General features: G+C 66.9%; 30 protein-coding genes and 1 tRNA gene. 20 read left to right on the top strand and 11 right to left on the bottom strand.

From position 1 onward, the window contains the following. The first annotated feature begins 4 nt into the window (after positions 1-4). The 5 genes from V6R86_RS11225 to queA are packed head-to-tail and all read left to right on the top strand — an operon-like array spanning position 5 to position 3280. Complete coding sequence (locus tag V6R86_RS11225) at positions 5-244, top strand: exodeoxyribonuclease VII small subunit (RefSeq protein WP_338504584.1); 240 nt, start codon at positions 5-7, stop codon at positions 242-244. Continuing rightward, a complete protein-coding gene (locus V6R86_RS11220) occupies positions 244-1149 on the top strand; it encodes a polyprenyl synthetase family protein (protein ID WP_338504583.1) in 906 nt (301 codons plus the stop codon). Before V6R86_RS11225 ends, V6R86_RS11220 begins: the two co-directional genes overlap by 1 nt. Next, complete coding sequence (gene coaD / locus V6R86_RS11215; RefSeq protein WP_338504582.1) at positions 1146-1640, top strand: pantetheine-phosphate adenylyltransferase; 495 nt, start codon at positions 1146-1148, stop codon at positions 1638-1640. The genes V6R86_RS11220 and coaD overlap by 4 nt, the downstream gene beginning before the upstream one ends. Further along, complete coding sequence (locus V6R86_RS11210) at positions 1637-2209, top strand: peptidylprolyl isomerase (protein ID WP_425335959.1); 573 nt, start codon at positions 1637-1639, stop codon at positions 2207-2209. The genes coaD and V6R86_RS11210 overlap by 4 nt, the downstream gene beginning before the upstream one ends. 39 nt (positions 2210-2248) lie before the next feature. Beyond that, entirely contained in the window at positions 2249-3280 is a 1032-nt protein-coding gene (queA, locus tag V6R86_RS11205) for a tRNA preQ1(34) S-adenosylmethionine ribosyltransferase-isomerase QueA (RefSeq protein ID WP_338504580.1), read from the top strand. Here queA and V6R86_RS11200 read toward each other — a convergent pair. Then, a complete protein-coding gene (locus tag V6R86_RS11200) occupies positions 3277-4500 on the bottom strand; it encodes a glycosyltransferase (protein WP_338504578.1) in 1224 nt (407 codons plus the stop codon). The genes queA and V6R86_RS11200 overlap by 4 nt on opposite strands. A 9-nt stretch (positions 4501-4509) precedes the next feature. Next, complete coding sequence (locus V6R86_RS11195; RefSeq protein WP_338504576.1) at positions 4510-5280, bottom strand: fatty acid desaturase; 771 nt, start codon at positions 5278-5280, stop codon at positions 4510-4512. Between the two features lie 74 nt (positions 5281-5354). On the opposite strand from V6R86_RS11195, the gene mscL reads away from it, so the two are divergent. Next, the gene (gene mscL, locus V6R86_RS11190; protein ID WP_338504574.1) at positions 5355-5783 is read left to right on the top strand and encodes a large conductance mechanosensitive channel protein MscL; all 429 of its coding nucleotides are present in this window, start codon (positions 5355-5357) and stop codon (positions 5781-5783) included. On the opposite strand, the gene V6R86_RS11185 is transcribed toward mscL, so the two are convergent. After that, positions 5765-6523 (bottom strand): TSUP family transporter, encoded by a 759-nt coding sequence (locus V6R86_RS11185; protein WP_338504572.1) that lies wholly within the window; start codon positions 6521-6523, stop codon positions 5765-5767. The two genes, mscL and V6R86_RS11185, sit on opposite strands and share 19 nt — an antisense overlap. Positions 6524-6609: 86 nt before the next feature. Between V6R86_RS11185 and tgt the strand changes: the two genes are divergently transcribed. Further along, complete coding sequence (gene tgt, locus V6R86_RS11180) at positions 6610-7752, top strand: tRNA guanosine(34) transglycosylase Tgt (protein WP_338504571.1); 1143 nt, start codon at positions 6610-6612, stop codon at positions 7750-7752. Between the two features lie 221 nt (positions 7753-7973). Next, on the top strand, positions 7974-8486 hold the full coding sequence (locus tag V6R86_RS11175; protein WP_338504570.1) for a hypothetical protein: 513 nt from the start codon (positions 7974-7976) through the stop codon (positions 8484-8486). A 9-nt stretch (positions 8487-8495) separates the two neighbouring features. Here V6R86_RS11175 and V6R86_RS11170 read toward each other — a convergent pair whose 3' ends face one another. From V6R86_RS11170 to V6R86_RS11155, 4 genes are all read right to left on the bottom strand, one after another. Then, positions 8496-8762 (bottom strand): hypothetical protein, encoded by a 267-nt coding sequence (locus V6R86_RS11170; protein ID WP_338504569.1) that lies wholly within the window; start codon positions 8760-8762, stop codon positions 8496-8498. 102 nt (positions 8763-8864) lie between these two features. After that, the gene (gene arsC / locus V6R86_RS11165) at positions 8865-9212 is read right to left on the bottom strand and encodes an arsenate reductase (glutaredoxin) (protein WP_338504568.1); all 348 of its coding nucleotides are present in this window, start codon (positions 9210-9212) and stop codon (positions 8865-8867) included. A 3-nt stretch (positions 9213-9215) separates the two neighbouring features. Beyond that, the gene (locus V6R86_RS11160; RefSeq protein ID WP_338504567.1) at positions 9216-10649 is read right to left on the bottom strand and encodes a DEAD/DEAH box helicase; all 1434 of its coding nucleotides are present in this window, start codon (positions 10647-10649) and stop codon (positions 9216-9218) included. Between the two features lie 98 nt (positions 10650-10747). After that, on the bottom strand, positions 10748-11170 hold the full coding sequence (locus tag V6R86_RS11155; protein WP_338504565.1) for a hypothetical protein: 423 nt from the start codon (positions 11168-11170) through the stop codon (positions 10748-10750). Positions 11171-11397: 227 nt separating this feature from the next. Here V6R86_RS11155 and V6R86_RS11150 point away from each other — a divergent pair, with 227 nt between their 5' ends. Then, positions 11398-12195: a SapC family protein gene (locus tag V6R86_RS11150; protein ID WP_338504564.1), complete on the top strand. Its 798-nt coding sequence runs from the start codon at positions 11398-11400 to the stop codon at positions 12193-12195. 144 nt (positions 12196-12339) lie between these two features. Here the strand turns inward: V6R86_RS11150 and V6R86_RS11145 are convergent, their stop codons facing one another. Then, positions 12340-13203 (bottom strand): N-formylglutamate amidohydrolase, encoded by an 864-nt coding sequence (locus V6R86_RS11145; RefSeq protein WP_338504563.1) that lies wholly within the window; start codon positions 13201-13203, stop codon positions 12340-12342. A 129-nt stretch (positions 13204-13332) separates the two neighbouring features. On the opposite strand from V6R86_RS11145, the gene cpdR reads away from it, so the two are divergent. Together cpdR and V6R86_RS11135 are read left to right on the top strand one after the other, a co-directional pair. Then, positions 13333-13710, top strand: a complete 378-nt coding sequence (gene cpdR / locus V6R86_RS11140; protein WP_338504561.1) for a cell cycle two-component system response regulator CpdR — start codon at positions 13333-13335, stop codon at positions 13708-13710. Positions 13711-13802: 92 nt separating this feature from the next. Further along, entirely contained in the window at positions 13803-15266 is a 1464-nt protein-coding gene (locus V6R86_RS11135; protein ID WP_338504560.1) for a M48 family metalloprotease, read from the top strand. A gap of 76 nt (positions 15267-15342) precedes the next feature. Here the strand turns inward: V6R86_RS11135 and V6R86_RS11130 are convergent, their stop codons facing one another. Beyond that, entirely contained in the window at positions 15343-15537 is a 195-nt protein-coding gene (locus tag V6R86_RS11130) for a Flp family type IVb pilin (RefSeq protein WP_425335958.1), read from the bottom strand. Positions 15538-15623: 86 nt separating this feature from the next. Next, the gene (locus V6R86_RS11125) at positions 15624-16376 is read right to left on the bottom strand and encodes an SAM-dependent methyltransferase (RefSeq protein ID WP_338504558.1); all 753 of its coding nucleotides are present in this window, start codon (positions 16374-16376) and stop codon (positions 15624-15626) included. Between the two features lie 40 nt (positions 16377-16416). Here V6R86_RS11125 and V6R86_RS11120 point away from each other — a divergent pair, with 40 nt between their 5' ends. From V6R86_RS11120 to folE, 7 genes are all read left to right on the top strand, one after another. Continuing rightward, positions 16417-17133 carry a ComF family protein gene (locus V6R86_RS11120; protein ID WP_338504557.1) on the top strand — a complete coding sequence of 239 codons (717 nt, stop codon included), beginning with the start codon at positions 16417-16419 and terminating at the stop codon, positions 17131-17133. Positions 17134-17197: 64 nt separating this feature from the next. Next, a complete protein-coding gene (gene grxC / locus V6R86_RS11115) occupies positions 17198-17452 on the top strand; it encodes a glutaredoxin 3 (protein WP_338504556.1) in 255 nt (84 codons plus the stop codon). Beyond that, positions 17449-18276, top strand: coding sequence for a carbon-nitrogen hydrolase family protein (locus V6R86_RS11110; protein ID WP_338504554.1), 828 nt, complete (start codon positions 17449-17451; stop codon positions 18274-18276). The genes grxC and V6R86_RS11110 overlap by 4 nt, the downstream gene beginning before the upstream one ends. A gap of 49 nt (positions 18277-18325) precedes the next feature. Next, positions 18326-18402 (top strand) — tRNA-Arg (locus V6R86_RS11105). A 22-nt stretch (positions 18403-18424) separates the two neighbouring features. Beyond that, positions 18425-18670, top strand: a complete 246-nt coding sequence (locus V6R86_RS11100) for a DUF6356 family protein (RefSeq protein ID WP_338504552.1) — start codon at positions 18425-18427, stop codon at positions 18668-18670. Continuing rightward, positions 18660-19979 (top strand): FAD/NAD(P)-binding protein, encoded by a 1320-nt coding sequence (locus V6R86_RS11095; RefSeq protein ID WP_338504551.1) that lies wholly within the window; start codon positions 18660-18662, stop codon positions 19977-19979. The genes V6R86_RS11100 and V6R86_RS11095 overlap by 11 nt, the downstream gene beginning before the upstream one ends. Further along, on the top strand, positions 19972-20586 hold the full coding sequence (folE, locus tag V6R86_RS11090; RefSeq protein ID WP_338504549.1) for a GTP cyclohydrolase I FolE: 615 nt from the start codon (positions 19972-19974) through the stop codon (positions 20584-20586). Before V6R86_RS11095 ends, folE begins: the two co-directional genes overlap by 8 nt. Positions 20587-20595: 9 nt before the next feature. Here the strand turns inward: folE and V6R86_RS11085 are convergent, their stop codons facing one another. Beyond that, on the bottom strand, positions 20596-21903 hold the full coding sequence (locus V6R86_RS11085) for an APC family permease (RefSeq protein WP_338504547.1): 1308 nt from the start codon (positions 21901-21903) through the stop codon (positions 20596-20598). 84 nt (positions 21904-21987) lie between these two features. Here V6R86_RS11085 and fabD point away from each other — a divergent pair, with 84 nt between their 5' ends. Together fabD and fabG are read left to right on the top strand one after the other, a co-directional pair. After that, the gene (fabD, locus tag V6R86_RS11080; RefSeq protein ID WP_338504545.1) at positions 21988-22914 is read left to right on the top strand and encodes an ACP S-malonyltransferase; all 927 of its coding nucleotides are present in this window, start codon (positions 21988-21990) and stop codon (positions 22912-22914) included. Further along, on the top strand, positions 22914-23654 hold the full coding sequence (gene fabG / locus V6R86_RS11075; protein ID WP_338505479.1) for a 3-oxoacyl-[acyl-carrier-protein] reductase: 741 nt from the start codon (positions 22914-22916) through the stop codon (positions 23652-23654). The genes fabD and fabG overlap by 1 nt, the downstream gene beginning before the upstream one ends. Positions 23655-23663: the final 9 nt, after the last annotated feature.

Raw genomic sequence — 23663 nt, 5'->3', positions numbered from 1 at the left:
AGGCATGGCTTCAGCCCCCGAAAACATGTCCTTCGAGGCCGCTCTCCAGCGGCTCGAGGAAATCGTCCGCCTGCTGGAACGCGGCGAAGCGCCACTCGATCAGTCGATCGACCTTTATCAGGAAGGCGACCGCCTGAAGCGCCTCTGCGAGGAGCGGCTGAAGTCCGCTCAGGCGCGGATCGACGCCATCGCGCTCGGCCCCGACGGCCAGCCCGCGGGCACCCGCCCGTTCGAGGCACAATGATGGCGAGCGTGGCCGACGTCACCGACCTGCTCGGTGAAGCCAAGCGCATCGCCGCCGGCGTCGACCGCCTGTTCGAACAAGCGCTGGCCGACCGTTGCGATGGCCGCGACCAATTGTGCCAGGCGATGCGCCATGCCGGGATCGGCGGCGGCAAGCGGCTCCGTCCGCTGCTGACCGTCGCCGCCTCCCGCCTGTTCGGCATCGACGAGAAACGCGCGCTGCGTGCCGGCGCGGCGATCGAGGCGATCCACGTCTACAGCCTGATCCACGACGATCTCCCCTGCATGGACGACGACGACCTGCGCCGGGGCAAGCCGACCGTCCACAAGCTGTTTGACGAAGCCACCGCCGTGCTGGCAGGTGATTGCTTTCACGCGCTGGCGTTCGAATTGCTGGCCGACGAGCGCACGCACGAAGATCCGTTCGTCCGCGCGGACCTGGTTCTCGAACTCGCCAAGGCCTCGGGCATCGATGGCATGGGCGGCGGACAGGCGATGGACCTGGCCGCTGAAGGCCAGATCCTCGACCTCCAGGCAATCACCCGCCTTCAGCAACTCAAGACCGGCGCCCTGATCGAATATTCGGTCGAAGCCGCGGTCATCATGGGCCGCGTCGCCGAGGAAGGACGCGCGCGTTATCGCGGCTATGCCCGCAACATCGGCCTCGCGTTCCAGATCGCCGACGACCTGCTCGATCACGAAGGTGACGAACAGGCCGCTGGCAAGAAGCTGCAAAAGGATGCCGAGGCCGGCAAGGCGACCTTCGTCTCGCTGCTTGGTGCGGACCGTGCCCGCCAGCAGGCGGAAATGCTGGTCGAACAGGCCATCGAGCATCTGCATGGCCATGGCGAGGAAGCCGATCTCCTCCGCGCGATCGCCCGTTATGCGGTGGAGCGCGACCGGTGAGCCGCACTGCCGTCTATCCCGGAACCTTCGACCCGATCACGCTCGGTCACCTCGACATCATCCAGCGAGGCGCGCGGATGTGCGACAAACTGGTCATCGGAGTCACCACCAATCCGTCCAAGCAGCCGATGTTCACGGTCGAGGAGCGGATGGCGATGGTCGAGCGCGAGGTCGCCGATTTCCCCAACGTCTCGGTCACCCAGTTCGACAGCCTGCTGATGGATTTCGCCGAAAGCCAGGGCGCCGCGATGATCCTGCGGGGTCTGCGCGCGGTGTCAGATTTCGAATACGAATATCAGATGGCCGGCATGAACCAGCAATTGAACGACCGGATCGAGACCGTCTTCCTGATGGCCGACGTCTCGCTTCAGCCGATTGCGTCAAGGCTGGTGAAAGAAATCGCGCGTTATGGCGGCGATATCAACAAGTTCGTTACGCCCGCCGTGGCCGCCGACGTGGCCGCCCGGATTGGGCACAAGGGGAAGAAATGAAGCTCAAGTTCGCCCTGCCGTTGCTCGCCCTCCTGTCCGCGCCGGCGCTGGCCCAGGCCCCCGCCGCCGCGCCCGCCCCGCTGCCGATCAATGCGCCCGCCAATATCGTCGCCGATCTCTCGAACCGCTGGTCACTCGAGCTGTCGAGCGGCGGCACCGTGGTGGTGCAGCTGCGCCCCGACGCCGCCCCGCTGGCGGTCGAGCGGATCAAGACGCTGACCCGCCAGGGCTTCTACAATGGCCTGACCTTTCACCGCGTGATCCCCGGCTTCATGGCGCAGGGCGGTGATCCCAAGGGCAATGGCAGCGGCGGCAGTGAGCTTCCCGACGTCAAGGCCGAGTTCAATGTCTTGCCGCATTTGCGCGGCACCGTCGCCGCCGCTCGTGCCGACAGCCCGGACAGCGCGAACAGCCAATTCTACATCATGTTCGTGCCGCGCATCTCGCTCGACAACAAGTACACGGTGTTCGGACGAGTGGTCTCGGGCATGAACTTCGTCGACGGTATCGCGCCCGGCGAGCCGCCCGCCGAGCCCACCCGCATCGTCCGCGCGACGCTCGGCGGCTGATCCTTTCCCGGCGACGCCGAGGCCAGTAGGGGCGGGTCCATGAAAGTGGACCTGTTCGACTTTGACCTTCCCGACGAGAATATCGCGCTGCGCCCGGCCCGGCCGCGCGACAGCGCGCGGCTGCTGCTGGTCGACGGCGACACGATGCAGGACCGAACCGTCCTCGACCTGCCTTCGCTGCTGCGTCCCGAGGACGTGCTCGTCTTCAACGATACCAAGGTCATCCCCGCACAGCTCGAAGGTCGACGCGGGGAAGCGAGCATTGGCGCCACCCTGCACAAACGCCACGACCTGCGCGCCTGGTGGGCATTCGTGCGCAACGCCAAGCGGGTGCGGGTCGGGGATACCGTCACCTTCGGCGGCGGGGTTGAGGCGGTGTGCGAGGAAAAGGGTGCCGACGGCGCGCTGCTGCTCCGCTTCGCCGGGGAGGAGCCGGTCGAGGTGCTGCTGCATCGCGCAGGCACTATGCCGCTGCCGCCCTATATCGCGTCAAAGCGTCCGATCGATGCCGCCGACGCCGAAGATTATCAGACGATGTTCGCGGCCGCGGAGGGCGCCGTTGCGGCTCCTACTGCCTCGCTGCACTTCACACCGCGACTGATCGCCGCTCTCGATGCCGCCGGAATCACGCGCGAAACGCTGACGCTGCATGTCGGCGCCGGCACCTTCCTGCCGGTCAAGGCCGACGACACCGCCGAACACAAGATGCACGCCGAATGGGGCCGCATCGACGCCGCCACCGCCGACCGGCTGAATGCGGCTCGCGAACGGGGCGGGCGGATCATCGCGGTCGGGACCACGGTACTGCGCCTCCTCGAAAGCGCGGCGGACGAGGATGGCCGCATCCAGCCGTTCGAAGGCGACACTGCCATCTTCATCACGCCCGGTTATCGCTGGAAAGCGGTTGGCGGCCTGATGACCAACTTCCACCTGCCGCGCTCGACCCTGTTCATGCTAGTCTCGGCGCTGATGGGGCTCGACACCATGCAACGCGCTTATGCCCATGCGATCGCGAGCGGATACCGCTTTTACAGCTATGGCGATTCGAGCCTGCTGCTGCCGAAGCGCTAGGCGGACAGGGCCGCTTCGACGATCTCTGCTGCGCGTTTGGCGCCGCCGGCTTGATCGAGCGCCTTAGCCACCGCTTGGCAGCGCGTTTTCATCGCCTTGTCGGCCATCATTCGCCTGATCTGCTCGGCGATCAGGCCGCTCCGTCGCGGGCTCGCCAGCTTCTCGCCGAGCCGATGATGCCGCACCCGCGCGAGATTGCCGGGCTGGTCGAAGCCGACCGGGCGGATCAGCAGCGGTACACCGCACGCCAAAGCATCTAGCACCGTGTTGCTGCCGCCATGCGTGATGACCAGCGCCGCGTGCTCCATTACCGCGCGATAGGGAAGAAAAGCCGCGGCGTGATGCACGTCGAGCTTGTCGGCGTCCGCGTCGCTTAGCCGCCCGCCGTGCGCGATCACCAGTGAGGCTCCGGCCTCACGGCTTGCCTTGGCCAGTACTCGCCACAGATTGAGATCGCCGCCAAGCAGCGTGCCCATGGTGGTGAACACCAAGGGCTTGTCGGGCAGCGCAAAGGGCAGCGGCGCGTCGGCGAGTTCTTCGGGCCGTCGCAGCGGTCCGACCGGGACAAAGGGCAAAGGCTCGGGCCGAGGAAGGTCGAGCGCTGGCACCATTTGCGCGATCTGCACCGGGCCAAGGCAATCGGTCAGGCTTGCCAGCGGCCCGATTCCGAACCGCTGACCCCAAGCGGCGATCACCTGGTTCTGGCGGCGGCTCAAGGCTGCGGCGATTTTGCTGGTCCGGCGGTGCTTGCCCTCGGCTTCGGGCTCGTAGGGCCAATCGAGAAAGGGGAGGGGGACGCCCGGCGCCGGGTCGATCGGCACCGCGCAGGCGAGGCCGACGAACGGCAGGTCGAGCGCCTTGGCAAGCAGAAACCCGGCCGGCTCCATCTGATCGCCGACGACCGCATCCACCCCCAGCGCCTCGAGCCGCGTCCGCCCGCCGTCGCACAATTGGTCGGTCAGCGCCGCGCTGTCGGCGATGGTGCGCAGCGTGGCGACCAGCCCGCCGGGCTTCTCGGCAGCGACCAGCACACGCGCCACATCGGGATCGCCGTCTCGCGCGGCCACGTGATGAACCGGAATGTCGCCCACCGCTGCCTCGGCACCGGCGTTGAGCAGGAAGAACGGCTCGTGCCCGCGCGTCCGCAAGGCTTCGCCCAGCCCGCGAAAGCTCGCCAGATGCGCCGCGAAGGGCGGGCAGATGAAGGCGATGCGGGCCAAAAGGAAAGGCTAGAGGCTGAGTTCGCGGCGCTTGGCGGGAAGCGCCCACCACGGTGTTCCGGGGCTCAGGTGATGCTCACGATGATAGCCGAAATGGAAGCAGGTCAGCAGCGAGGCCACCACGCCATAATCGTTGCTGCGCGCCTTATGCTCATCGGCAAACGGCGCGTCCTCGTGCCGATGCGGCAGGTAGGTGCCGAAATAAAAGAGCTGCAACGACGACAGGATCGCCGGCACCGCCCAAAACAGCAGAAGATTGCCAATCGGCGCGCCGAGCAGCAGCACGTAGGTCCACACGATCGCGCTTAGCACCAGAAACTCGCGCAGGCCGAAATAGCGGACCATGAACTGGTGGTACCAAGGCCAGAAGCGGGTCGGATGATCGACCGCGAAATCGGGGTCGCCTTCGGAGCCGACATGCTTGTGATGGTCGAAATGCTTCGGGCGCAGCCGGTCCATCCAGAACCCTGCATAGAGCAGCAGGGTCAGCCGTCCGAACAACAGGTTCACGCCGGGGCGCCCGGGCGCGAGGCTGCCGTGCATCGCGTCATGTGCGACGATGAACAACCCGACGCTCAGCCAGCTCAGCACCGCCACCAGCGGTACCGCCAGCGCCCAGCGCCAGCCTTCAAGCGGCAGGAAGAACACCGACCACACGTGCAGCGCGACGAACGCCGCGATGATGCCGACCGCGAGGGTCAGTCCGATCCGCGTTTGCCGCCGTTTCTGCGCCTCGCTCAGCATGACGTGCATATAGGCGCGTGGGCGGCGGCGCGCCACGGGCCTAAAGGCTGGTGACACCCGCCCCGTTCGTTGCCATCATGACGCCAGCGTCATCAGGGGAGACAGCGGCCATGATTTCCGACTTCCGAGCCTTTATCGCCAAGGGCAATGTCCTCGGCCTTGCCGTCGCCGTGATCATCGGCGCGGCGTTCGGGACCATCGTCACCAGCCTCACCGACGACATCATCATGCCGGTGGTCGGCTCAATCATCGGCGGGATCGATTTTTCGAGCTATTTCGTGCGCCTCGGCGAGATACCGGCGGGCTATGCCGGGTCGCTGACCAACTATGAGGAACTCAAGAAAGCGGGCGTGCCGCTGCTCGGCTACGGCCAGTTCATCACCGTGGTGGTGAATTTCCTGATCCTTGCCTTCATCATCTTTCTCCTGGTCCGCGCCGCGGCCAAGGTGATGAAGGAAGAAGAAGCCGCCGGCCCGACCGAGGAAGTGCTGCTCCTTCGCGAGATTCGCGACAGCCTGCGTCAGCCGCCGCTGAAATAGCCCCACAGCAGCCGCGCGGTCATCGCCACGCTGGCGGTGATCAGCAACGGGCGGATCAGCTTCGCGCCGAAGCGCATGGCCGTATGGCTGCCGAGCCAGCCGCCGGCCATCGCGCCTATCGCCATGCTTGCGCCGAGCAGCCACAGCACCTTGCCGCTCACCGCGAACAGCAGCACGGCGGCGACATTGCTGGTCCAGTTGAAATATTTGCACAAAGCCGTCGCGCGGGTCAGGCCGTAGCCGCGTAAGGCCACCAGGCTCGAGGTAAAGAAGCTGCCCGTGCCCGGCCCGAAAAAGCCGTCGTAAAAACCGATCGCCCCGCCCACCGGGGCATAGCCCGCGGCGCTGATCCGCTGATGCGCATCCTCGTCGCTCATCCGCGGACTGACCAGGATGTAGACGGCATTGGCCAGCAGCAGCAGCGGGATCACCAGCGCCAGCGTGCGCGCTTCCACATATTGCACCAGCAGCGCGCCGCTCGCCGCGCCGGCAAAGACGATCAGCGCGGTCGGCAGGTTGGCCCGCCAGTCGATCAATCCCTTGGAACCGTAATTGCGCATCGCGACGAAGGTGCCGAACATCGATTGCAGCTTGTTGGTCCCGAGCGCGAACAGCGGCGGTACCCCGCTGACCAGCAGCGCCGGCATCATGATCAGCCCCCCACCGCCGGCGATCGCGTCGATGAAGCCTGCGCAGAAGGCAACGCCGGTGAGAAGGGGGTAAAGCCAGGGTTCGATCACGCGTTCGCCCGTAGCCGCTCGATCCGAGCGAAGTCGAGGACCCACCCCTCGACTTCGCTCGGGGCAAACGGATAGGGGCTCACCCCATGTCTCCCCGCTTCCAGTTCACCATCCACGCCACCGACGGCCGCGCGCGGCTTGGCACCATCGCCATGCAACGAGGCGAGATCCGTACGCCCGCCTTCATGCCGGTCGGCACCGCCGCGACGGTCAAGGCGGTGAAGCCCGAGGGTGTCCGTGCGGCCGGGGCCGACATCATTCTTGGCAACACCTACCACCTGATGCTGCGCCCCGGCGCCGAGCGGGTGGCGCGCCTCGGCGGGCTGCACCGGTTCATGGGCTGGGAACGGCCGATCCTGACCGACAGCGGAGGCTACCAGGTGATGAGCCTGTCCGACCTCAACAAGGTGACCGAGGAAGGCGTCACTTTCAAAAGCCATCTGGACGGGTCGCGCCACCTGCTCAGTCCCGAACGCTCGATCGAGGTCCAGCGGCTCTTGGGCTCCTCGATCGTGATGCAGTTCGACGAACTGGTCCGCCCCGACGTCCCGGAGAAGAAACAGCGCGAGGCGATGGATCGCTCGATCCGCTGGGCCCGCCGCAGCCGCGAGGAATTCGACCGTGGCGGGGCTCACGCCGAGACCAATGCCATCTTTGGCATCCAGCAAGGCGTACTGGACGAGAAACTGCGGCGGGAGAGTGCCGACGCGCTGATCGACATCGGCTTCGACGGTTATGCGGTCGGCGGGCTGGCGGTGGGCGAGGGGCAGGAAGCGATGCTCCGCTGCCTCGACTTCGCGCCGGGCCAGCTACCGGCCGACAAGCCCCGCTACCTGATGGGCGTCGGCAAGCCCGACGACATCGTCGAAGCGGTCACCCGCGGCATCGATATGTTCGACTGCGTGCTCCCGACCCGCTCGGGCCGCACCGGCCAAGCGTTCACCGCCGACGGTCCCCTGAACATCCGCAACGCCTGCCATGCCGAGGATACCGCGCCGCTCGAAGAAGGCTGCCCATGCCCGGCCTGCTCGACCTACAGCCGCGCCTATCTCCACCACCTCGTCCGCTCAGGCGAGATCCTCGGCGCGATGCTGATGACCGAGCATAATCTGTGGTTCTATCAGCGGATGATGCAGGGCCTGCGCGATGCGATCGGCGAGGGACGGTTGGCGGCCCATGCGCGCGGCTTCCTCGACCGTTATCGCGGGAAGGGCCTTGAGCAGGCTTGACCCGCCCTTTACCAACTGGCGTCGAACATCGGCTGGGGTTTGGATAGATGGGAAAGAAAGCTTGATTCGGCTTCGGTGCCTTCCTGCTCGTGGCGGGATTCGTCTGGGTGGTGTTCGACAATCTCGCTCTAGGCCTGATCTTCGGCTTGATCGCCGGCGGGAGAGCCGCGGCCCGGGCGCAGGGAAATCAGGTACAGTGACGATCGTCGTCGGAGGCCGCAGTGGACTGGCTTAGCGCGCAATTGATCGCGCTCCAGCTTGCGGTCGCAACTCCGACACCATCGGTCCCCCGCGCCGCCGTTCCCGTTCAGGCCGATGCAGCCTTTGCCGAGCTGAGCCGAATGGTCGGCCTGTGGCGGCCGGCGGACAGGCCCGACAGTCCGCTTCGGATTCGCTTCGCCCTGACCGCCGGTGGCACGGTGCTGGTCGAAGAATGGACCGCACGCGGCAAACCGCATTCGCTGACCTTGTACCACCGCGACGGGGCCCGGCTGCTTGCGACCCATTATTGCCCGCAAGGCAATCAGCCGCGTCTGGTGCTGACTGGCCGCGACGCAGGCGGGCTTCGTTTCGGCTTTCTGGATGCGACCGGCCTCGATCCGGCAACTGAGACACACCAGCACGATCTGTGGATCGACCGCTCGAACCCGGTTCATCCGGTTCGTAGCGAGATCTATGTCGGCAAGGACGGTCCTGGCCAGATAGAGCGACTGCGGCTTGTCGCTACGAAATAGAGGGTAAGCTTACACCGCCGCCAGCTCGTCCACCCTGTCGAGGATCGCAAGGTCGCGCAGCAGGTGGTCGACGCCGCGGGTCATCTCGGGGAGGAAACTCACCTGATGCCGCGCGCCGCGATAGGCTTCGGCCATCAGGATCGCGTCGATGAGGATGCCGACGACCTGGCTTTCGGCATCGTCGAGCTCGCCGAGGCGCTGCAGGCGGGCCAGTACCTTGTGGCGGGCGGCCTCGGGATCGGCGAGCGCCTCCGAGCGGGCGATGTTCCAGGCCATAAGTGTCTCCTTTGTCTGAAGGAGATAGACGGCGGCGCGGGGAGGGGAAGCTCGGCTCGGCGCAAGCAGATTGGGGCGGAGCGTTAACGGCCGCGCTAACGCTTAAAGAAGGTCGAGCACCTTGTCCTTCGGGCGGCACAGCGCCGTGCCCTTGGGAGTGACGACGATCGGCCGGTTGAGCAGGATCGGGTCGGCCTCGATGGCGTCGAGCAGCGCGTCTTCGGTTAGGCCCTCGTCCGCAAGGCCGCGCTCGGCATAAGGCGCGACGTTTTCGCGCAGCAACGCCCGCACTGGCACGCCCGCCGCCGCCGCCAGCCGCCGAACCTCGTCGCGGCTTGGCGGAGTCTTGAGATACTCGATGACGCGCGGCGCGATCCCATGCTCCTCGAGCAGCGCGAGAACGCCGCGCGACGTCCCGCAGGCCGGATTATGGTAGACAGTGACGTCCATCGCTCAGCTGCCCAGCGACACCGACAGGAAGCTCGGCATCGGGCCGTTCCAATCGTCCTCGCCCGCAGGCTCGGCGACGCGCGGGGCGGGGGCGGGCTTGCGCGGGGCCGGCGCGGGCGTCGGCTCCTCGCGGCGCTTCGGCTCGCTGGCACGCGGCGCGGGGGCCGGCGCTTCCTCGCGCGCGGGCTGGCTGGTGCGCGCCGCGGGCTGCGGCTTAGGCTCGGCCTTGGCGCTCTCCGCCTTGCCCGATCGCCGCGCCGGGCGCTTGGCCTTGGGCTTCTCGTCCTGCTCCAGCGCCAGCTTCTCGCCGGCTCCCGCCGCGATGTCCTGACCAAGCCGCGGGATCTTGCTGCCTTGCAGCTTCTCGATCTGCGACACGGCTTCGCCATCCTCGCGCGTCGCAAGGGTATAAGCCTTGCCCTTGGCGCCGGCGCGACCGGTGCGGCCGATCCGGTGGACATAATCGTCGGGCTGCCACGGCACGTCGAAGTTGAAGACGTGGCTGACGCCCTTGATGTCGAGCCCGCGGGCGGCGACGTCGGACGCGACCAGGATATTGATCTCGCCCGCCTTGAACCGGTCGAGCTCGGCGATGCGGGCGGCCTGCTCCATGTCGCCGTGGATCTGCCCCACCGCGAAGTTCGAGCGCTTGAGGCTGGTGGTCAGCTCGCGCACCGTGGTCTTGCGATTGCAAAAGATAATGGCGTTGGTGACGTCCTCGGCGCGCAGCAGGTCGCGCAGGACCTCGCGCTTCTTGTCGGACCGGGTTTCGACCAGCTTGGCCTCGATATTGAGGTTCGAGGAGGCCGGGCGCGCGACCTCGATCCGGCGCGGTTCGTTGAGAAACTTGGCGGCCAGCTTCTGGATCACCGGCGGCATGGTCGCCGAGAACAGCAGGGTCTGACGCTGCTTTGGCAGCTTGGTGCAGATTTCCTCGATGTCGGGAATGAAGCCCATGTCGAGCATCCGGTCGGCTTCGTCGATCACCAGAAGGTCACAGCCGGTCAGCAGAATCTTGCCGCGGCTGAACAGGTCCATCAGGCGGCCGGGTGTTGCGATCAGCACATCGACGCCCTTTTCCAGCGCCTTGATCTGGTCGCCCATCTGCACGCCGCCGATCAGCAGTGCCATCGAAAGCTTGTGATACTTGCCGTATTTTTCGAAATTCTCAGCGACCTGGGCAGCGAGTTCGCGGGTCGGTTCGAGGATCAGGCTGCGCGGCATGCGGGCGCGGCTGCGGCCTTCGCCCAGGATGTCGATCATCGGCAACACAAAGGCGGCGGTCTTGCCCGTGCCCGTCTGGGCGATGCCGATCAGGTCCTTGCCCATGAGAACGGGGGGAATGGCGCCGGCCTGGATCGGCGTCGGCTCGGTATAGCCGCTATCGCCGATGGCGCGCAGCAGGTCGTCGGAAAGGCCGAGATCGGCAAAAGGCATCAAGTTATCCGGATAAGAGAAAAGGCCGGCGCTGCATCGGGCAGGCCGGGCGCTTTGCGCCGTGCCTCAAAAGGCCGTTTTTGTCAAGAAAAGCGGGGTCAAAGCGCCTTTGGAACCATCCGCTTGAACTTCTCGATCCGGCAGGATCCGCCGATCCGGCTGCGGATCTCGTCGCGCTTGGCGCAGACCCGATCGTCTTCGGGTTGGATGTAAAAATTGCCGTAGAAATCGAGCGTCGGGCAATCGTCGTCCATCCTCGCCCGAATACGGGTCCGGTCGGACAGCAGGAAATCGACCGAGCGCGCATCGCCCAGCGCGGCGGCGACGATGCGATCGGACCCGATACATTTCGGTCCCTTTTTCTCTGCCCATTCGATGCGCCGGACCGCTCGCGGCCGGATCACCGGCACCCGCAGGATCAATTCCTCGCGCACCACCAGACGCGTCACCGTCACCGGCTGCAACTGCGCCACTCCCACCAGGGAGGCCAGCCAGGACAGAAGCGGAAGCGAAACCAGCATGAAGGATCGAAAAACCTGCCAAGGGGGCGCCGGGCAGCGCCATGGGGTAGTGGCCCTTGCACATGTCCGCCCCGCCTTGAACCCGGGGTGAACTCGGCGTGGCTTTTGTGCACGGGATGGAGCCACACTTGCAAGGCTCCCAAAGCCCGCATAGAGGCGCGGCCCACTACGTCTTCATCAGGGGCGGGCTGGCGGGCCATCCCCAATCCATTCTTCAGGAGAGATCAATGGCTTCCGCTGCGCCTAACATGGGCCTTCCGCTCCTTTACAATCAGCTGGAGCCGATCAGCAGCCAGCAGCACGGCACCAAGAAGGTGCGTGGCCTGCCGGCGCTTCCCGCCGTCGCCAATGTTCATGCAGTTCCGCTGACGGTGGACGAGTTTGGGCTGGCGCAGCGCCATTATCCGATCATCTTCTCGGCCGGCGACGATCCTGTGCCGCTGGCGCTGATGGGCCTCAACGAAGGCGTCAACACCTTTATCAACGCCGAAGGCCAGATGATCGATCGCCATGCCTACGTCCCGGCGTATATGCGTCGCTATCCCTTCCTGCTGGCCCGCCTCGACCCGCAGGGCGACGAATTGTCGCTGTGCGTCGATCCAACCGCCAATGCGGTTGGCGACTTCGAGGATGGCCAGCCGCTGTTCGACGGCGATCAGCCGAGCGATGCGACCAAGGCGATCCTTCAGTTCTGCGAGCAGTTCGAGGAAGCCGGCCAGCGCACCGGCATGTTCATGGCCGAGATCAAGAAGGCCGGTCTCCTGATGGACGGCGAAGTCGCCATTCAGCCGGAAGGCGCCGAGCAGCCGTTCATCTATCGCGGCTTCCAGATGATCGACGAAGAAAAGCTGCGCGACCTGCGCGGTGACGAGCTTCGCAAGATGAACCAGAGCGGCCTGCTTCCGCTGATGTTCGCGCATCTGTTCAGCCTATCGCAGACCCGCGAGATCTTCGCTCGTCAGGTGGAGCAGGGCAAGGGCCCGATCAACCAGGGCAATCCGGCGCCGCAACCCGTCGAGGCGTGATCGGGGCGCGGCAGGGCGAGGGCAGGCACTGCTTGCCCTTCCTGCCGCCGCCACCACATCGGGCTGGCACCGGACGACTAATCGTCGGCCGGCTGCGTTCCCCTCGACCTCAATAGCCCTCGGCGGTTTCGCCGGGGGCTTTTTTTATTCGGCGGCGAGGGGAAGCGCGCCGCGGTCCAGAAGCGCCTTGCCGACCGTGTCGGCGATGGCCTGGATCAGCCGCGCCGACCGGTCGAAGCCAAGTCCCGGCGCCCGTCCCGCGCTGTCGAGATAGCAGCGTCTATCGAGTTCGAGCTGGATCGCATGGACCCCGCGGACCGGCGCCGAATGAGCGGCGATGATGTGTCCGCCCGCATAAGGCTCGTTGCACGCGGCGGAGAAACCCTGTTCCTCGGCGGTGCTGCGGCAAAGATTGGTGACAAAGGCGGCCGCGGTGCTGCCGTGGCGATCGCCGATCACCACCTCCGCTTGCCCCGACCGCCACGGCATCGAATGGCAGTCGAGCAGCAGCACCTCGCCGTGGCGGCGCTGCAGCGCGGCAAGCGCTTCGGCGACGAGCCGGTGATAAGGGCGCCACGCGGTGTCGAGCCGCGCTTTGAGTTCGGCCGGCCCGATTCGGCGCCGCCACAGCTCCCCGCCGGCGGCGAGCCTGCCGGGGATCAAGCCAAGCCCGGCGCGCACCCGCCAGCCGTCGTGGCCCGTGCCCGGCGGCAGGCTGATTACCGCCGGGTCGAGCTCGTCCTCCGCCCGGTTGCAGTCGATCGCGGCGCGCGGCGCATCGGCGATCACGCAAGCAAGCCCGAGCGTCTGCGCCCGCCACACTAGCCGATCGACCAGCGGGTCCTCGAGCGGGCGAAGGCTGTCGCGTCCGCGCCGGCTGAGACGCACCAGCCAGTCGGGATAATCGCGCCCGGCGTGCGGCACCGACAAAAGGACGGGCAGCCGCCCGTTGCCCGGGATCAGCCGGGGCGGAGCGAGGGCACCAAGGTCGGCGGAACGAAGGGGCAAGCGGCAGGGGCTCCGTTGGGGACGTCGGCGCGTCTTGGCACCTTGCGCCCTTTTTCTTCAAACCTCGACCCTCCAAGTGCCGTTCCGCCTAGAAAATCTTAAAGCTTCGGGGCATAAGAGATCGTTCTGATGATCAAGATTCTCCTCGCCGAAGACGACACCAGCATGCGCGAATATCTTGCGCGGGCGCTGGAGCGCGTCGGTTACAGCGTGAAGGCGGTCGGCTGCGGCACCGAGGCGATGCCGCTGCTGGAGGCCGAATCGTTCGATCTCCTGCTGACCGATATCGTCATGCCCGAAATGGACGGGATCGAACTGGCGCAGAAGGCGGGGGTGATTGATCCCTCGATCCGAGTCATGTTCATCACCGGCTTTGCCGCCGTGGCCTTGCAGAGTGGCCGTACGGCCCCTGAAGCCAAGATGCTGAGCAAGCCGTTCCACCTCAAGGATCTGGTCGCCGAAGTGGACCGGATGTTCCAGACCGAAGATCAGCACGGCCGCCTCTAGGCCGGCCTGGGACACCCGTTGCGGCACCCGGAACCGGACCGCCTCCGTTCCGTTCAGGATGGCGAAAATCCATCTCTTGTACGGAAACATGCATGCGTAAGACCTTTCTTCTTCTGAGTGCTGCCGCCGTCGTATCGGCGCCGGTGATGTTGTCCGCGCAAACCGCCAATCGCGGTCTTGCGAGCCGTTACGTGCAGGAAGCGCAGCAGCAGCATCCCGCCGTGGTCCAGGAGTTCGGCGGTGCCGAAACCGGCGCGCGCGCCGCTTACGTCGACGGCGTCGGCCGGCGGGTCGCCACCTACTCGGGTGTCAATCCGGCCTCCTTCCGCTTCACCACGCTCAATTCCGCGGTCGAGAATGCCTTCGCGGTGCCGGGCGGTTACATCTACATCACCCGCCAGCTGATGGGGCTGATGAACGACGAGGCCGAACTGGCCTTCGTGCTCGGTCACGAGACGGGCCACGTCGCCGCCAATCACGCCCAGGCCCGCCAGTCGGCGGCGCAGCGCAATGCGATCGGCGGCGTTCTCGGCGCGATCCTCGGCTCGGTGATCGGCGGCGGGATCGGCAGCGCGATCGGTCAGCTGGCGCAGCAGGGTTCGACCCTCAACACCCTGCGCTTCAGCCGGGGTCAGGAATATGACGCCGACCGGCTCGGCATCAGCTATCTCGCCCGCGCCGGCTACGATCCGGCCGCCTCGGCCTCGATGCTCTCGGCGCTTGGCCGAGCCACCGCGCTCGGAGCCCGCGTACAGGGCAAGGAAAACCGCTCCACGCCCGAATGGGCGACGACCCACCCGAACAGCGAAAATCGCGTCGCGCAGGCGTCGCAGCTGGCGCGGCAGACGGGCCGCGCGGGGACCGGCCTGCGTAACCGCGACCAATTCCTGGCGCAGCTCGACGGCGTGTTCGTCGACGACGATCCCGCGCAGGGCGTGATCGACGGGCGGACCTTTGTTCACCCGGATCTCCGCCTCGCCTTCACCGTGCCGACCGGATATCTGATGCAGAACGGGACCGACGCCGTGTCAATCCAGGGATCGGGCGGGCAGGCGCAGTTCAAGACCGGGCGTTTCTCGGGAAATCTCCAGGCATATATTCAGCAGCGCCTGCAGGAGCTGACTGGCGGCCGGACCCAGATCCAGCTGATCGAGAACAACCGCACTCAGGTGAACGGAATCCCGGTCGAATATGTGGTCGGCCGTGCGCAGACCTCGAACGGGATCGTCGACGTCAGCGTGTTCGCTTATGCCTTCAACCAGAACACGGCCTACGATTTCACCATGCTGACCCGTGGTGGCCAGGGCGTCGGTCAGTTCGCCCCGATGGTGAATTCGCTGCGGCGGATTTCGGCGCAGGAAGCGGCGTCGATCCGGCCGCGGGTGATCGACATCTACACCGTGCGCGGCGGCGAGACGGTGCAAAGCCTGGCCGCGCGAATGGCCTATCCCAACTTCCAGGCCGAGCGCTTCCTGTCACTGAACGGCCTTGCGGGCAATGCGCGGCTGGTGCCGGGTCAGAAGGTCAAGCTGGTGGTCTACGGCCAGCGCCGCTGACCGCTGCTGAAAGCACCAAAGGGTCGGCGTCTCTTAGGTAAGGCGCCGACCCGTTGAGTCACTTGATCGGTGAAGCTCAGGTCACCTTGTTGCTTGCCTTCACCACCCGCTCGTCGATCTTGCCCCACATGCCGTTGCTGCCGCCGCCAAGCGTCGACAGACCGGTAATGCAGGCGACCGCGAGTAGGGCCGCAATCAATCCATATTCGATCGCCGTTGCGCCGCTCTGGTCAGCGCGCAACCTGCGCAACATCGTTCGGATAGCGTCCAAGCCACCCTCCTCTGGTCCACGTCCACGCCGATGGTGCTAACCCCGCGCAGTTAACGAACCTTGCGCAGCATGTTCTTGCTTTCCGGTTAAGGACGCTTGCTCGCCGGTCTGGCCCAGGCGGCGAAATGAAGAAGGTCGATGCGCTCGGCCGTGACGGCGCCGTCGCCAGCCTCGGAGAAGCACAGGCGCGCGGCGTCCAGTCCGGCCTTGCCGAGGCCGCGGCGGGGGCGCGCCAGCAGCACGTTGGTCGCCGCATGATCGCGCAGGTCGGCGATCAACCGCTCGAGGCTGCGATAGCGCACGGTCAGCCGGTCGATGTCGACCACCGCGTCCTTCAGTCCCGCGTCGCCAAGCAGGGTTGCAAGCGCGCCCGGCTCGATCCGCGGATGGCTGCGCGCGGCAAACGCCCCGCCGCCTTCACGGTCCGCGCTGTGCAGGGCCAGACGCAGGGCAGGGAGGCTTTGGCCACCCGGGATCGCTCCGGCCAGCAAGCCCCCGGCCGCCAGGCGCGAAGCGATAACGCGCAGCAGGAGTGGCAATTCGTCCCGGCTGTCGAGTTCGCCCATGACGAGGATCAGGTCGAGGCTCGCTTCCTCCTCGGAGGCAAGGGCATCGATCGAACCCGCAAAGCGCACCTCGTCGCCAAGCCCGGCGAGCGCGTCATGCAGCGCGGCCGGCACGCCGGTGACGAACACCCGCTCGAAGCGGCGGCTGACCGGGCGGAGCCGCTCAAGCCATTCATCGACGATCCGCTCCGCCAGAAAAGGGCGCGGCTCGCGGCGGATCGCGCGTTTCCGGCGTGCCGCGCGCGCCGTGTCGTCGAACAAAGTTTCGGCCATGCCCCCTTGTGGGAAGGCCGGGGCTGACGGACAAGGGGACATGGACGGGGCAGCGGCCTTGCGCGGGATTCGGATGGCGGGCGGCTGGCTGCTCGACTTCGCCCTGCCGCCACGCTGTCCGGGCTGCGGCGAGATCACCACGGCGGTGGATTTGTTTTGCGGCGAATGCTGGGGCTCTCTCGACTTTCTTAATGAGGGTTGCGAGCGGTGTGGGCTTGGCCTGAAGCCGGGAGAAGCGGGCCGCTGCCAATCCTGCGAGCAGACTGATGGGCCGCTCTGCCGGATACGCGCCGCGGTAGGCTATGGCGAGGTGTCCCGCTCGATCGCCATGCGCCTGAAATACGGCCGCAAGATCGCGCTCGCGAAGACCATGGGGGGCATGATGCAGCGGCCGCTCCACGCGCTCGATCCGGACGCGATCCTGGTGCCCGTGCCTCTGCATCGCTGGCGCCTGTGGGGAAGGGGGTTCAACCAGTCGGTGCTGATCGCCCGCGCGCTTGGGCGGCCGATGGACTGCGATCTTCTCCGCCGCATCCGCTCGACGCCGCGCCTCAAGGGCCTGAGCCCGGCCGAGCGCCGCCGGACGGTGGACCGGGCGATTGCCTTGCGTCCGGACGCGGACGTCAAGGGCCGCTCCTTCATCCTGGTCGACGACGTCATCACCACCGGCGCCACGGCCGAGGCCTGCGCGCGAACGCTTCGCCGCGCCGGAGCGGCCCACGTGGACCTGATCGCCTTCGCGCGCGTCCTACGCTGACTGGCACTTCAGGTGCCGCGCTCTATCTAGGACCCAAAGCAACCTTTTCGGAGATCAGAACGCCGTGGCGAACGTGGAAATGTATTTCAAATCGACCTGCCCCTACTGCATCCGCGCCGAAGCGCTGCTGCGCTCCAAGGGCGTCGAGGCCGACATCTACAATCTCGATGCCGGCGGACCGAAGCGGGACGAGATGATCCAGCGATCGGGCCGGATGACCGTGCCGCAGATCTTCATCGACGGGCGCCATGTCGGCGGCTGCGACGATCTGTTCGCGCTGGAGCGGGACGGACAGCTCGACACGCTTCTCGCCGCATGACCCGTATCGCGCTGCTTCAGGCGCAGACCGGGATCGACCCGCGGCGCAACGGTGCGGCGCTGGTCGACGCCGTAGCCAAGGCCCGCGAAGGCGGCGCGGCGATGCTGTTCACGCCCGAAATGAGCGGGCTGCTCGACCGCGAGCGCGAGCGGGCAGCCGCCAATCTCTTCGCGCAGGCGGACGATCCGGTGCTCGGCATGGTGCAAGAGGCTGCCGCTCGTGAGGGCCTATGGGTGCATCTCGGCAGCCTTGCGATTCGGCGCGAGGACGGCTTGCTCGCCAACCGCGCGTTCGTGATCGATCCCGCCGGCACCATCCGCGCGACCTACGACAAGCTGCATCTGTTCGACGTCGATCTGCCGACCGGCGAAAGCTGGCGCGAATCGGCGAGCTATGCGGCGGGTGAGGGGACGGTGGTGGTCGAGGGAACGCCGGTCGGCCGCCTCGGCCTCGCCATTTGCTACGACATCCGCTTCCCGGCTTTGTTCGCGGCGCTGGCCGAAGCCGGCGCCGACTCCATCGCGGTGCCGGCGGCCTTCACGGTTCCAACCGGACAGGCGCATTGGGAAATCCTGCTTCGCGCCCGGGCGATCGAAGCGGGCCTGTTCGTGGTCGCGGCGGCACAGGCCGGGCAGCACGAAGATGGTCGCACGACCTATGGGCACAGCCTGGTCGCCGACCCGTGGGGCGAGCTTCTGCTGCACATGGATGGCGCGCGGGGCCTCGGGTTTGCCGACCTCGAGAAGGCGCGCATCGCCGAGGTGCGCGGGCGCGTGCCGGCCCTGTCGCATCGCCGTGCCATCCCGCCGGTCGCGCTGCGCTGAACCCTTCGCGTTGATTCCGCCCGCCGCCATCCTCTAAGGGAGAGGCGAAGGCCCCGTAGCTCAGCAGGATAGAGCGCCGGATTCCTAATCCGTAGGCCACTGGTTCGAATCCAGTCGGGGTCACCATCTAAGCCCAAGGGAGGCGAATTTGATTGGCCGGCTGTTTCTCGACCACCCTCGAACCCTTGGCATGGGGTGGGCCGGGCATGGCGCCGGCGCCGTCGTGATCGGGATGCGGATGATCGGCGGCGGGGTTGCGTGTCTTGTCCACGCCGCGGTCCCCGCGCTGTTTACCGAAACCGCCGGGCGGACGATCATGAGCCTCCATGCCTACATGACCCGCCGCAAGGCCGCCGCCCCCGATCCGCAGGCCTGGCCCGATTATGAAATCTGACGCGGCGCCGGTTCGTCCGGTTGCCATTGTCGGCGGTGGGTTCTCGGGAACCATGACTGCCGTTCAGTTGGCGGCGCGGGGCGTGCCCGTGGCGCTGATCGACGGGTCGGGCAGGCTTGGCCGCGGGGTGGCTTATTCGACGCGGGAGGCGGTGCATCTGCTGAATGTCGCGACCGCCAAGATGAGCGCGTGGCCCGACCGACCGAACCATTTTGCCGACTGGTGCGAGGACGACGGCCTGAGCTTCGCCCAGCGCCGCGACTTCGGTCGCTACCTTGGCGAACAATTGGCCGCCGCCGAGGGCGTGGACCGGCTCGAAGCGATGGTTGTCGCGGCGGAGCGGGCAGGGGACGGGTGGACCATCACTCTGTCCGACGGGCAGCGCATCGACGCCTCCGCGCTGGTCCTCGCGCAAGGTAACCAGCCGCCGACACCGTTTCCGGGCTCGGCCGATCTTCCCGGCGACCTATTCATCAACAATCCGTGGAGCGCGGCCGCCCATGGCGCGATCGAGCGGGTCGCGGCCGAAGGGTCGGACGTGCTGATCCTCGGCACCGGCCTGACCATGGTCGATACTGTGCTGTCGCTGGCCGCCGCCGGGCATAAGGGGCGGATCACGGCGCTGTCGCGGCGCGGCCTCATTCCCCGTCCGCACGTCCACCCGCCGGGCCCGCCCGCACCCGTCTCGCTGGACGAGGTGCCGCAGGGCAATCTCCTCGCTCTCTGGCGATGGCTGCGGCGCCGTGCGGTCGAGGTCGGTTTCCGCGCCGCGGTGGATTCGCTGCGGCCTCATACCCACGCCATCTGGCAGCAGCTTTCTTCAGATGAGCAACGCCGCTTCCTGCGCCACGCCCGGCCATGGTGGGACGTTCACCGCCACCGCATCGCGCCGCAGGTCGCCGAACAACTCAAGGACATGATCGCTGCCGGCCGGCTCGAAATCATCGCCGGCCGCACCCGCCGCATGGAAGCCGCAGACGGCAAGCTCCGGGTCGAGATCGCCCGGCGAGACGGCCGGCAGGTTACCCGCGAGGTCGGCGCGGCCTTCAACTGCACCGGCCCGCTCGGCGATCTTCGCCGCACGTCGGACCCGTTGCTCGCCCAATTGCTCGACGCGGGGAACGTCAGGACCGACGCCTTCGCCATGGGCCTTGCCGTCGACGGCCACAGCCGCGCCGGAGACAAGGTCTGGGCGCTCGGGCCGCTGACCAAAGGTCGCTATTGGGAAATCGTCGCGGTGCCCGATATCCGCCATCAGGCCGAAGCCGTCGCCGCCCACATCCAGAAGGAACTCGCCGCCCATGTCTGACACCCCCGACGACGGCGATCTCGTCGCCCCGCCGCCCAAGCTCCCCGTGCCCGACGACGTCGCCGACGCGGTCCGCACCCTGATCCGCTGGGCCGGCGACGATCCCGAACGCGAAGGCCTGCTCGACACCCCCGCCCGCGTCGCCCGCGCGTGGAAGGAATATGCCCGCGGCTACAACGAGGATCCGGCCGCGCACCTTTACCGCACCTTCGAGGAGGTCGGCGGCTATGACGAGATCGTGCTGCTGAAGGACATTCCGTTTCAATCGCATTGCGAACATCACATGGCGCCGATCATCGGCAAGGCGCACATTGCTTACCTGCCCAACACCCGCGTGGTCGGCATCTCCAAGCTCGCACGCGTGCTGCACGGCTTCGCCCGGCGCCTACAGGTGCAGGAGCGCCTGACCGCCGAAGTCGCCGACTGCATCTGCGAGCATCTTCAGCCCAAGGGCGTCGCGGTGGTAATCGAGGCGACCCATGCCTGCATGACCGCGCGCGGGGTCAACACGCCGGGTGTGATCATGACCACCAGCCGGATGATGGGCACTTTCCGCTCCGACGAGCGCAGCCGCAAGGAGGTGCTGGCGCTGATGGGGAAGGGCTAGGCGACGAGATCAGGCCGGCAGGCCGCGTGCGCGCCGGCTGAGCCAGCGGATCGGCAAACCCGCCAGCGCCAGCGCGCCGCCCCACAGCGTCGCCTCCAGGCCTGAGCCGACGAACATGGCGATGGCATAGAGAACGGCGATCACCGCAATCGCCGGCTTTTCCAGCCGGAGCTTGAGCGCCGCCGCCGCGCAGATGAAATAGAGCACCAGCGCCGACACCGCCGAGACCAGCGCGACAAAGGTAAAGACCGCGACGAAACTGTCGCTTACGCTCGCCACCACCAGCAAAATCGCGATGCTTGCCGCGACCAGCAGCGACCCGGTCGCCACGCCCGCTTTGTTGGTCCGTGCGAAAAAGGGCGGCAGGTCGCCGGCATTGGCCATGGCGCGCGAAATCTCCACCGCCAGCAGGATGATCGCATTGCCCGCGCCAAGCGCGCTCACCGCCGCGACGATGGCGACGAAATTGCCCGCTATGTCGCCGAAGGCAGGGGCGATGGCATCGGCGAACGGTGCCTGGGAGGTTGCCGCGCTCGCGCTCGGCAGGAGCCAAAGGACCGCCACGGTGGCAACGAGATAGAGCAGCGCAACCAGCACCGTGCCGCGAATGGTCGCTCCGGGCACCACGTCGCCGGCATCCTCGGTGACATTGGCGGTGACGGCGGCCGCTTCGAACCCGGTGAAGGCAAAAAGCATCAGGGCGCAGGCCGAGATCGTCGCACCAAGGCTGAGCGGAACGGGTGCGAAGGGTTCGAGCGGCGGCCCGCTGACGACCCTCAACAGGACGAGCAGCGCGACCAGCAGCAACGGCACGATCTTGATCAGCGTCGCGGTCACCTGCACCGCACCGGTCGAGCGTGCCCCGCGCAGATTGACCAGCACCATGCCGATGATCGCCCCGCACGCGGCAAAGGCGAGCGGCCAGCCCGAAGCGATGGCGGGAAACACATGGCCGAGCGCACCCATCGCCGCAATCGCCACCGCCGCCACCGCCGTCCATTGCGAAACGACATAGCTCCATAAGGTCACAAAAGCAGCGCGGTCTCCGAAGGCCGCGGCGATATAGGCATAGGGACCGCCGGGCAGCCGCCGCGCCAGCCGGGCCAACGACAAGGCGAGGCAACAGGTCCCGACGATCGCGATGGCGAAGGCGAACAAGATATTGGCGCCGAAAGGCGCGACCGTCGCGGGCAGGATGTAGATGCCCGACCCGATCACCGTGCCGACGACCATCGCCAGGCTCATAACCGGGCCGAGCCGGCGCGACGGCGGGGGAGGGGCTGGCGGCGGGGGAAGTTGCGCGGCGATCTGGGTCATCCTTCGCCCCGTCGCACCGCCAAGCAAGCTTGGCAATCGGCGGCGTCCGGACTAACCCGCGCCCCGCAAATCGAAGGGTCATTCATGCGCGCATTTCTTTTTCCCGGACAGGGCAGCCAGTCAGTCGGCATGGGCGCAGAGCTCGCCGCCGCCAGCACCGCCGCCCGCGACACCTTCGCCGAAGTTGACGACGCGCTCGGCCAGCATCTTTTCACGCTGATGCGCGACGGCCCGGAGGCTGACCTCACCCTCACCGAAAATGCGCAGCCGGCAATCATGGCGCACAGCATCGCGGTGCTGCGCACGCTCGGGATCGATCTGGCGGCCAAGGCGGACTTCGTCGCCGGCCACAGCCTTGGCGAGTATAGCGCACTATGTGCGGCGGGCAGCTTCGATCTCGCCACCACTGCCCGGCTGCTGAAGAAACGCGGGCAGGCGATGCAGGCAGCGGTGCCCGTCGGCGTCGGCGCCATGGCGGCGCTGCTCGGTGCCGATCTCGACAAGGCGCAGGCGATCGCCAACGCCGCCGCGCAGGGCGAGGTCTGTACCGTCGCCAACGACAACGATCCGAGCCAGGTCGTCATCTCCGGCCACCGCAGCGCGATCGAGCGGGCGATCGCCATCGCCAAGGATCACGGCGCCAAGCGCGCGGTACTGCTGCCGGTGTCGGCGCCGTTCCATTGCCCGCTGATGCAGCCCGCTGCCGATGTCATGGCCGACGCGCTTGGCGACACCGACATCAACGCGCCGGCCGTCCCGCTCTACGCCAACGTCATCGCCGCCCCGGTCACCGACCCCGCCCGCATCCGTGAGCTTTTGATCGAGCAGGTGACCGGCATGGTCCGCTGGCGCGAAAGCATCGCCGAGATGCGCGCGGCGGGGGTCGAAGAATTCGTCGAGATCGGCGGCAAGGTGCTGGGCGCAATGGTCAAGCGCATCGCGCCCGACGCGAAGATTACCAGCGTGGTGACGATGGAAGACGTCGAGGCGCTGGCCAAGGAGATTGCATGATGTTTTCGCTCGAAGGAATGACCGCGCTCGTGACGGGCGCTTCCGGAGGCCTCGGCAGTGCCATCGCCAAGGCGCTAGCCGCGCAGGGTGCTCGGCTGGCGGTGAGCGGGTCCAATGCCGAGAAGCTCGAAGCCTTCCGTGCCGGCCTCGGCGGCGAGCATGTCGCGCTGCCGTGCAATCTTTCGGACGGCGCCGCCGTCGACCAGCTCGTCCCCAAGGCCGTCGAAGCACTCGGCGGCAAGCTCGACATCCTCGTCAACAATGCGGGCGTCACCCGCGACAATTTGCTGATGCGAATGAAGGACGAAGAGTTCGAAAGCGTCATCGCGATCAACCTCGAAGCCGCTTTCCGCCTGATGCGCGCCGCCGCCAAGCCGATGATGAAGGCCCGATTCGGCCGGATCGTCAGTGTCACCTCGGTGGTCGGCCAGACCGGCAATCCGGGCCAAGCCAACTACGTCGCCTCCAAAGCTGGTCTCGTCGGCATGAGCAAGGCGGTCGCGCAGGAACTCGCCACCCGCAACATCACCGTCAATTGCGTGGCGCCCGGCTTCATGACTTCGGCCATGACCGATGCGCTGAACGATGCGCAGCGCGCCGCCATCCTGGCGAAGATCCCGTCGGGGGCGATGGGCAGCGGCGAGGATGTCGCCGCCGCAGTCTGCTATCTCGCCAGCCGCGAGGCTGGCTACGTCACCGGCCAGACGCTGCACGTCAATGGCGGCATGGCGATGATCTAACGCCAGCCG

The organism is Sphingomonas kaistensis, from assembly GCF_036884275.1.
Taxonomy (GTDB): Bacteria; Pseudomonadota; Alphaproteobacteria; order Sphingomonadales; family Sphingomonadaceae; genus Sphingomicrobium; species Sphingomicrobium kaistense_A.
This window is presented reverse-complemented; position numbering and strand designations above follow the sequence as displayed.

What these genes read in the sequence shown, in the direction of transcription:
- V6R86_RS11150 (WP_338504564.1), top strand. Translation starts at nt 11,398, where the DNA reads ATGGCTTCCGCTGCGCCTAACATGGGCCTTCCGCTCCTTTACAATCAG.
- fabG (WP_338505479.1), top strand. Translation starts at nt 22,914, where the DNA reads ATGTTTTCGCTCGAAGGAATGACCGCGCTCGTGACGGGCGCTTCCGGA.
- cpdR (WP_338504561.1), top strand. Translation starts at nt 13,333, where the DNA reads ATGATCAAGATTCTCCTCGCCGAAGACGACACCAGCATGCGCGAATAT.
- V6R86_RS11095 (WP_338504551.1), top strand. Translation starts at nt 18,660, where the DNA reads ATGAAATCTGACGCGGCGCCGGTTCGTCCGGTTGCCATTGTCGGCGGT.
- queA (WP_338504580.1), top strand. Translation starts at nt 2,249, where the DNA reads ATGAAAGTGGACCTGTTCGACTTTGACCTTCCCGACGAGAATATCGCG.
- tgt (WP_338504571.1), top strand. Translation starts at nt 6,610, where the DNA reads ATGTCTCCCCGCTTCCAGTTCACCATCCACGCCACCGACGGCCGCGCG.
- V6R86_RS11225 (WP_338504584.1), top strand. Translation starts at nt 5, where the DNA reads ATGGCTTCAGCCCCCGAAAACATGTCCTTCGAGGCCGCTCTCCAGCGG.
- V6R86_RS11110 (WP_338504554.1), top strand. Translation starts at nt 17,449, where the DNA reads ATGACCCGTATCGCGCTGCTTCAGGCGCAGACCGGGATCGACCCGCGG.
- fabD (WP_338504545.1), top strand. Translation starts at nt 21,988, where the DNA reads ATGCGCGCATTTCTTTTTCCCGGACAGGGCAGCCAGTCAGTCGGCATG.
- arsC (WP_338504568.1), bottom strand. Translation starts at nt 9,212, where the DNA reads ATGGACGTCACTGTCTACCATAATCCGGCCTGCGGGACGTCGCGCGGC.
- folE (WP_338504549.1), top strand. Translation starts at nt 19,972, where the DNA reads ATGTCTGACACCCCCGACGACGGCGATCTCGTCGCCCCGCCGCCCAAG.
- V6R86_RS11210 (WP_425335959.1), top strand. Translation starts at nt 1,637, where the DNA reads ATGAAGCTCAAGTTCGCCCTGCCGTTGCTCGCCCTCCTGTCCGCGCCG.
- mscL (WP_338504574.1), top strand. Translation starts at nt 5,355, where the DNA reads ATGATTTCCGACTTCCGAGCCTTTATCGCCAAGGGCAATGTCCTCGGC.
- V6R86_RS11220 (WP_338504583.1), top strand. Translation starts at nt 244, where the DNA reads ATGGCGAGCGTGGCCGACGTCACCGACCTGCTCGGTGAAGCCAAGCGC.
- V6R86_RS11120 (WP_338504557.1), top strand. Translation starts at nt 16,417, where the DNA reads ATGGACGGGGCAGCGGCCTTGCGCGGGATTCGGATGGCGGGCGGCTGG.
- V6R86_RS11125 (WP_338504558.1), bottom strand. Translation starts at nt 16,376, where the DNA reads ATGGCCGAAACTTTGTTCGACGACACGGCGCGCGCGGCACGCCGGAAA.
- V6R86_RS11135 (WP_338504560.1), top strand. Translation starts at nt 13,803, where the DNA reads ATGCGTAAGACCTTTCTTCTTCTGAGTGCTGCCGCCGTCGTATCGGCG.
- V6R86_RS11085 (WP_338504547.1), bottom strand. Translation starts at nt 21,903, where the DNA reads ATGACCCAGATCGCCGCGCAACTTCCCCCGCCGCCAGCCCCTCCCCCG.
- V6R86_RS11155 (WP_338504565.1), bottom strand. Translation starts at nt 11,170, where the DNA reads ATGCTGGTTTCGCTTCCGCTTCTGTCCTGGCTGGCCTCCCTGGTGGGA.
- V6R86_RS11160 (WP_338504567.1), bottom strand. Translation starts at nt 10,649, where the DNA reads ATGCCTTTTGCCGATCTCGGCCTTTCCGACGACCTGCTGCGCGCCATC.
- V6R86_RS11170 (WP_338504569.1), bottom strand. Translation starts at nt 8,762, where the DNA reads ATGGCCTGGAACATCGCCCGCTCGGAGGCGCTCGCCGATCCCGAGGCC.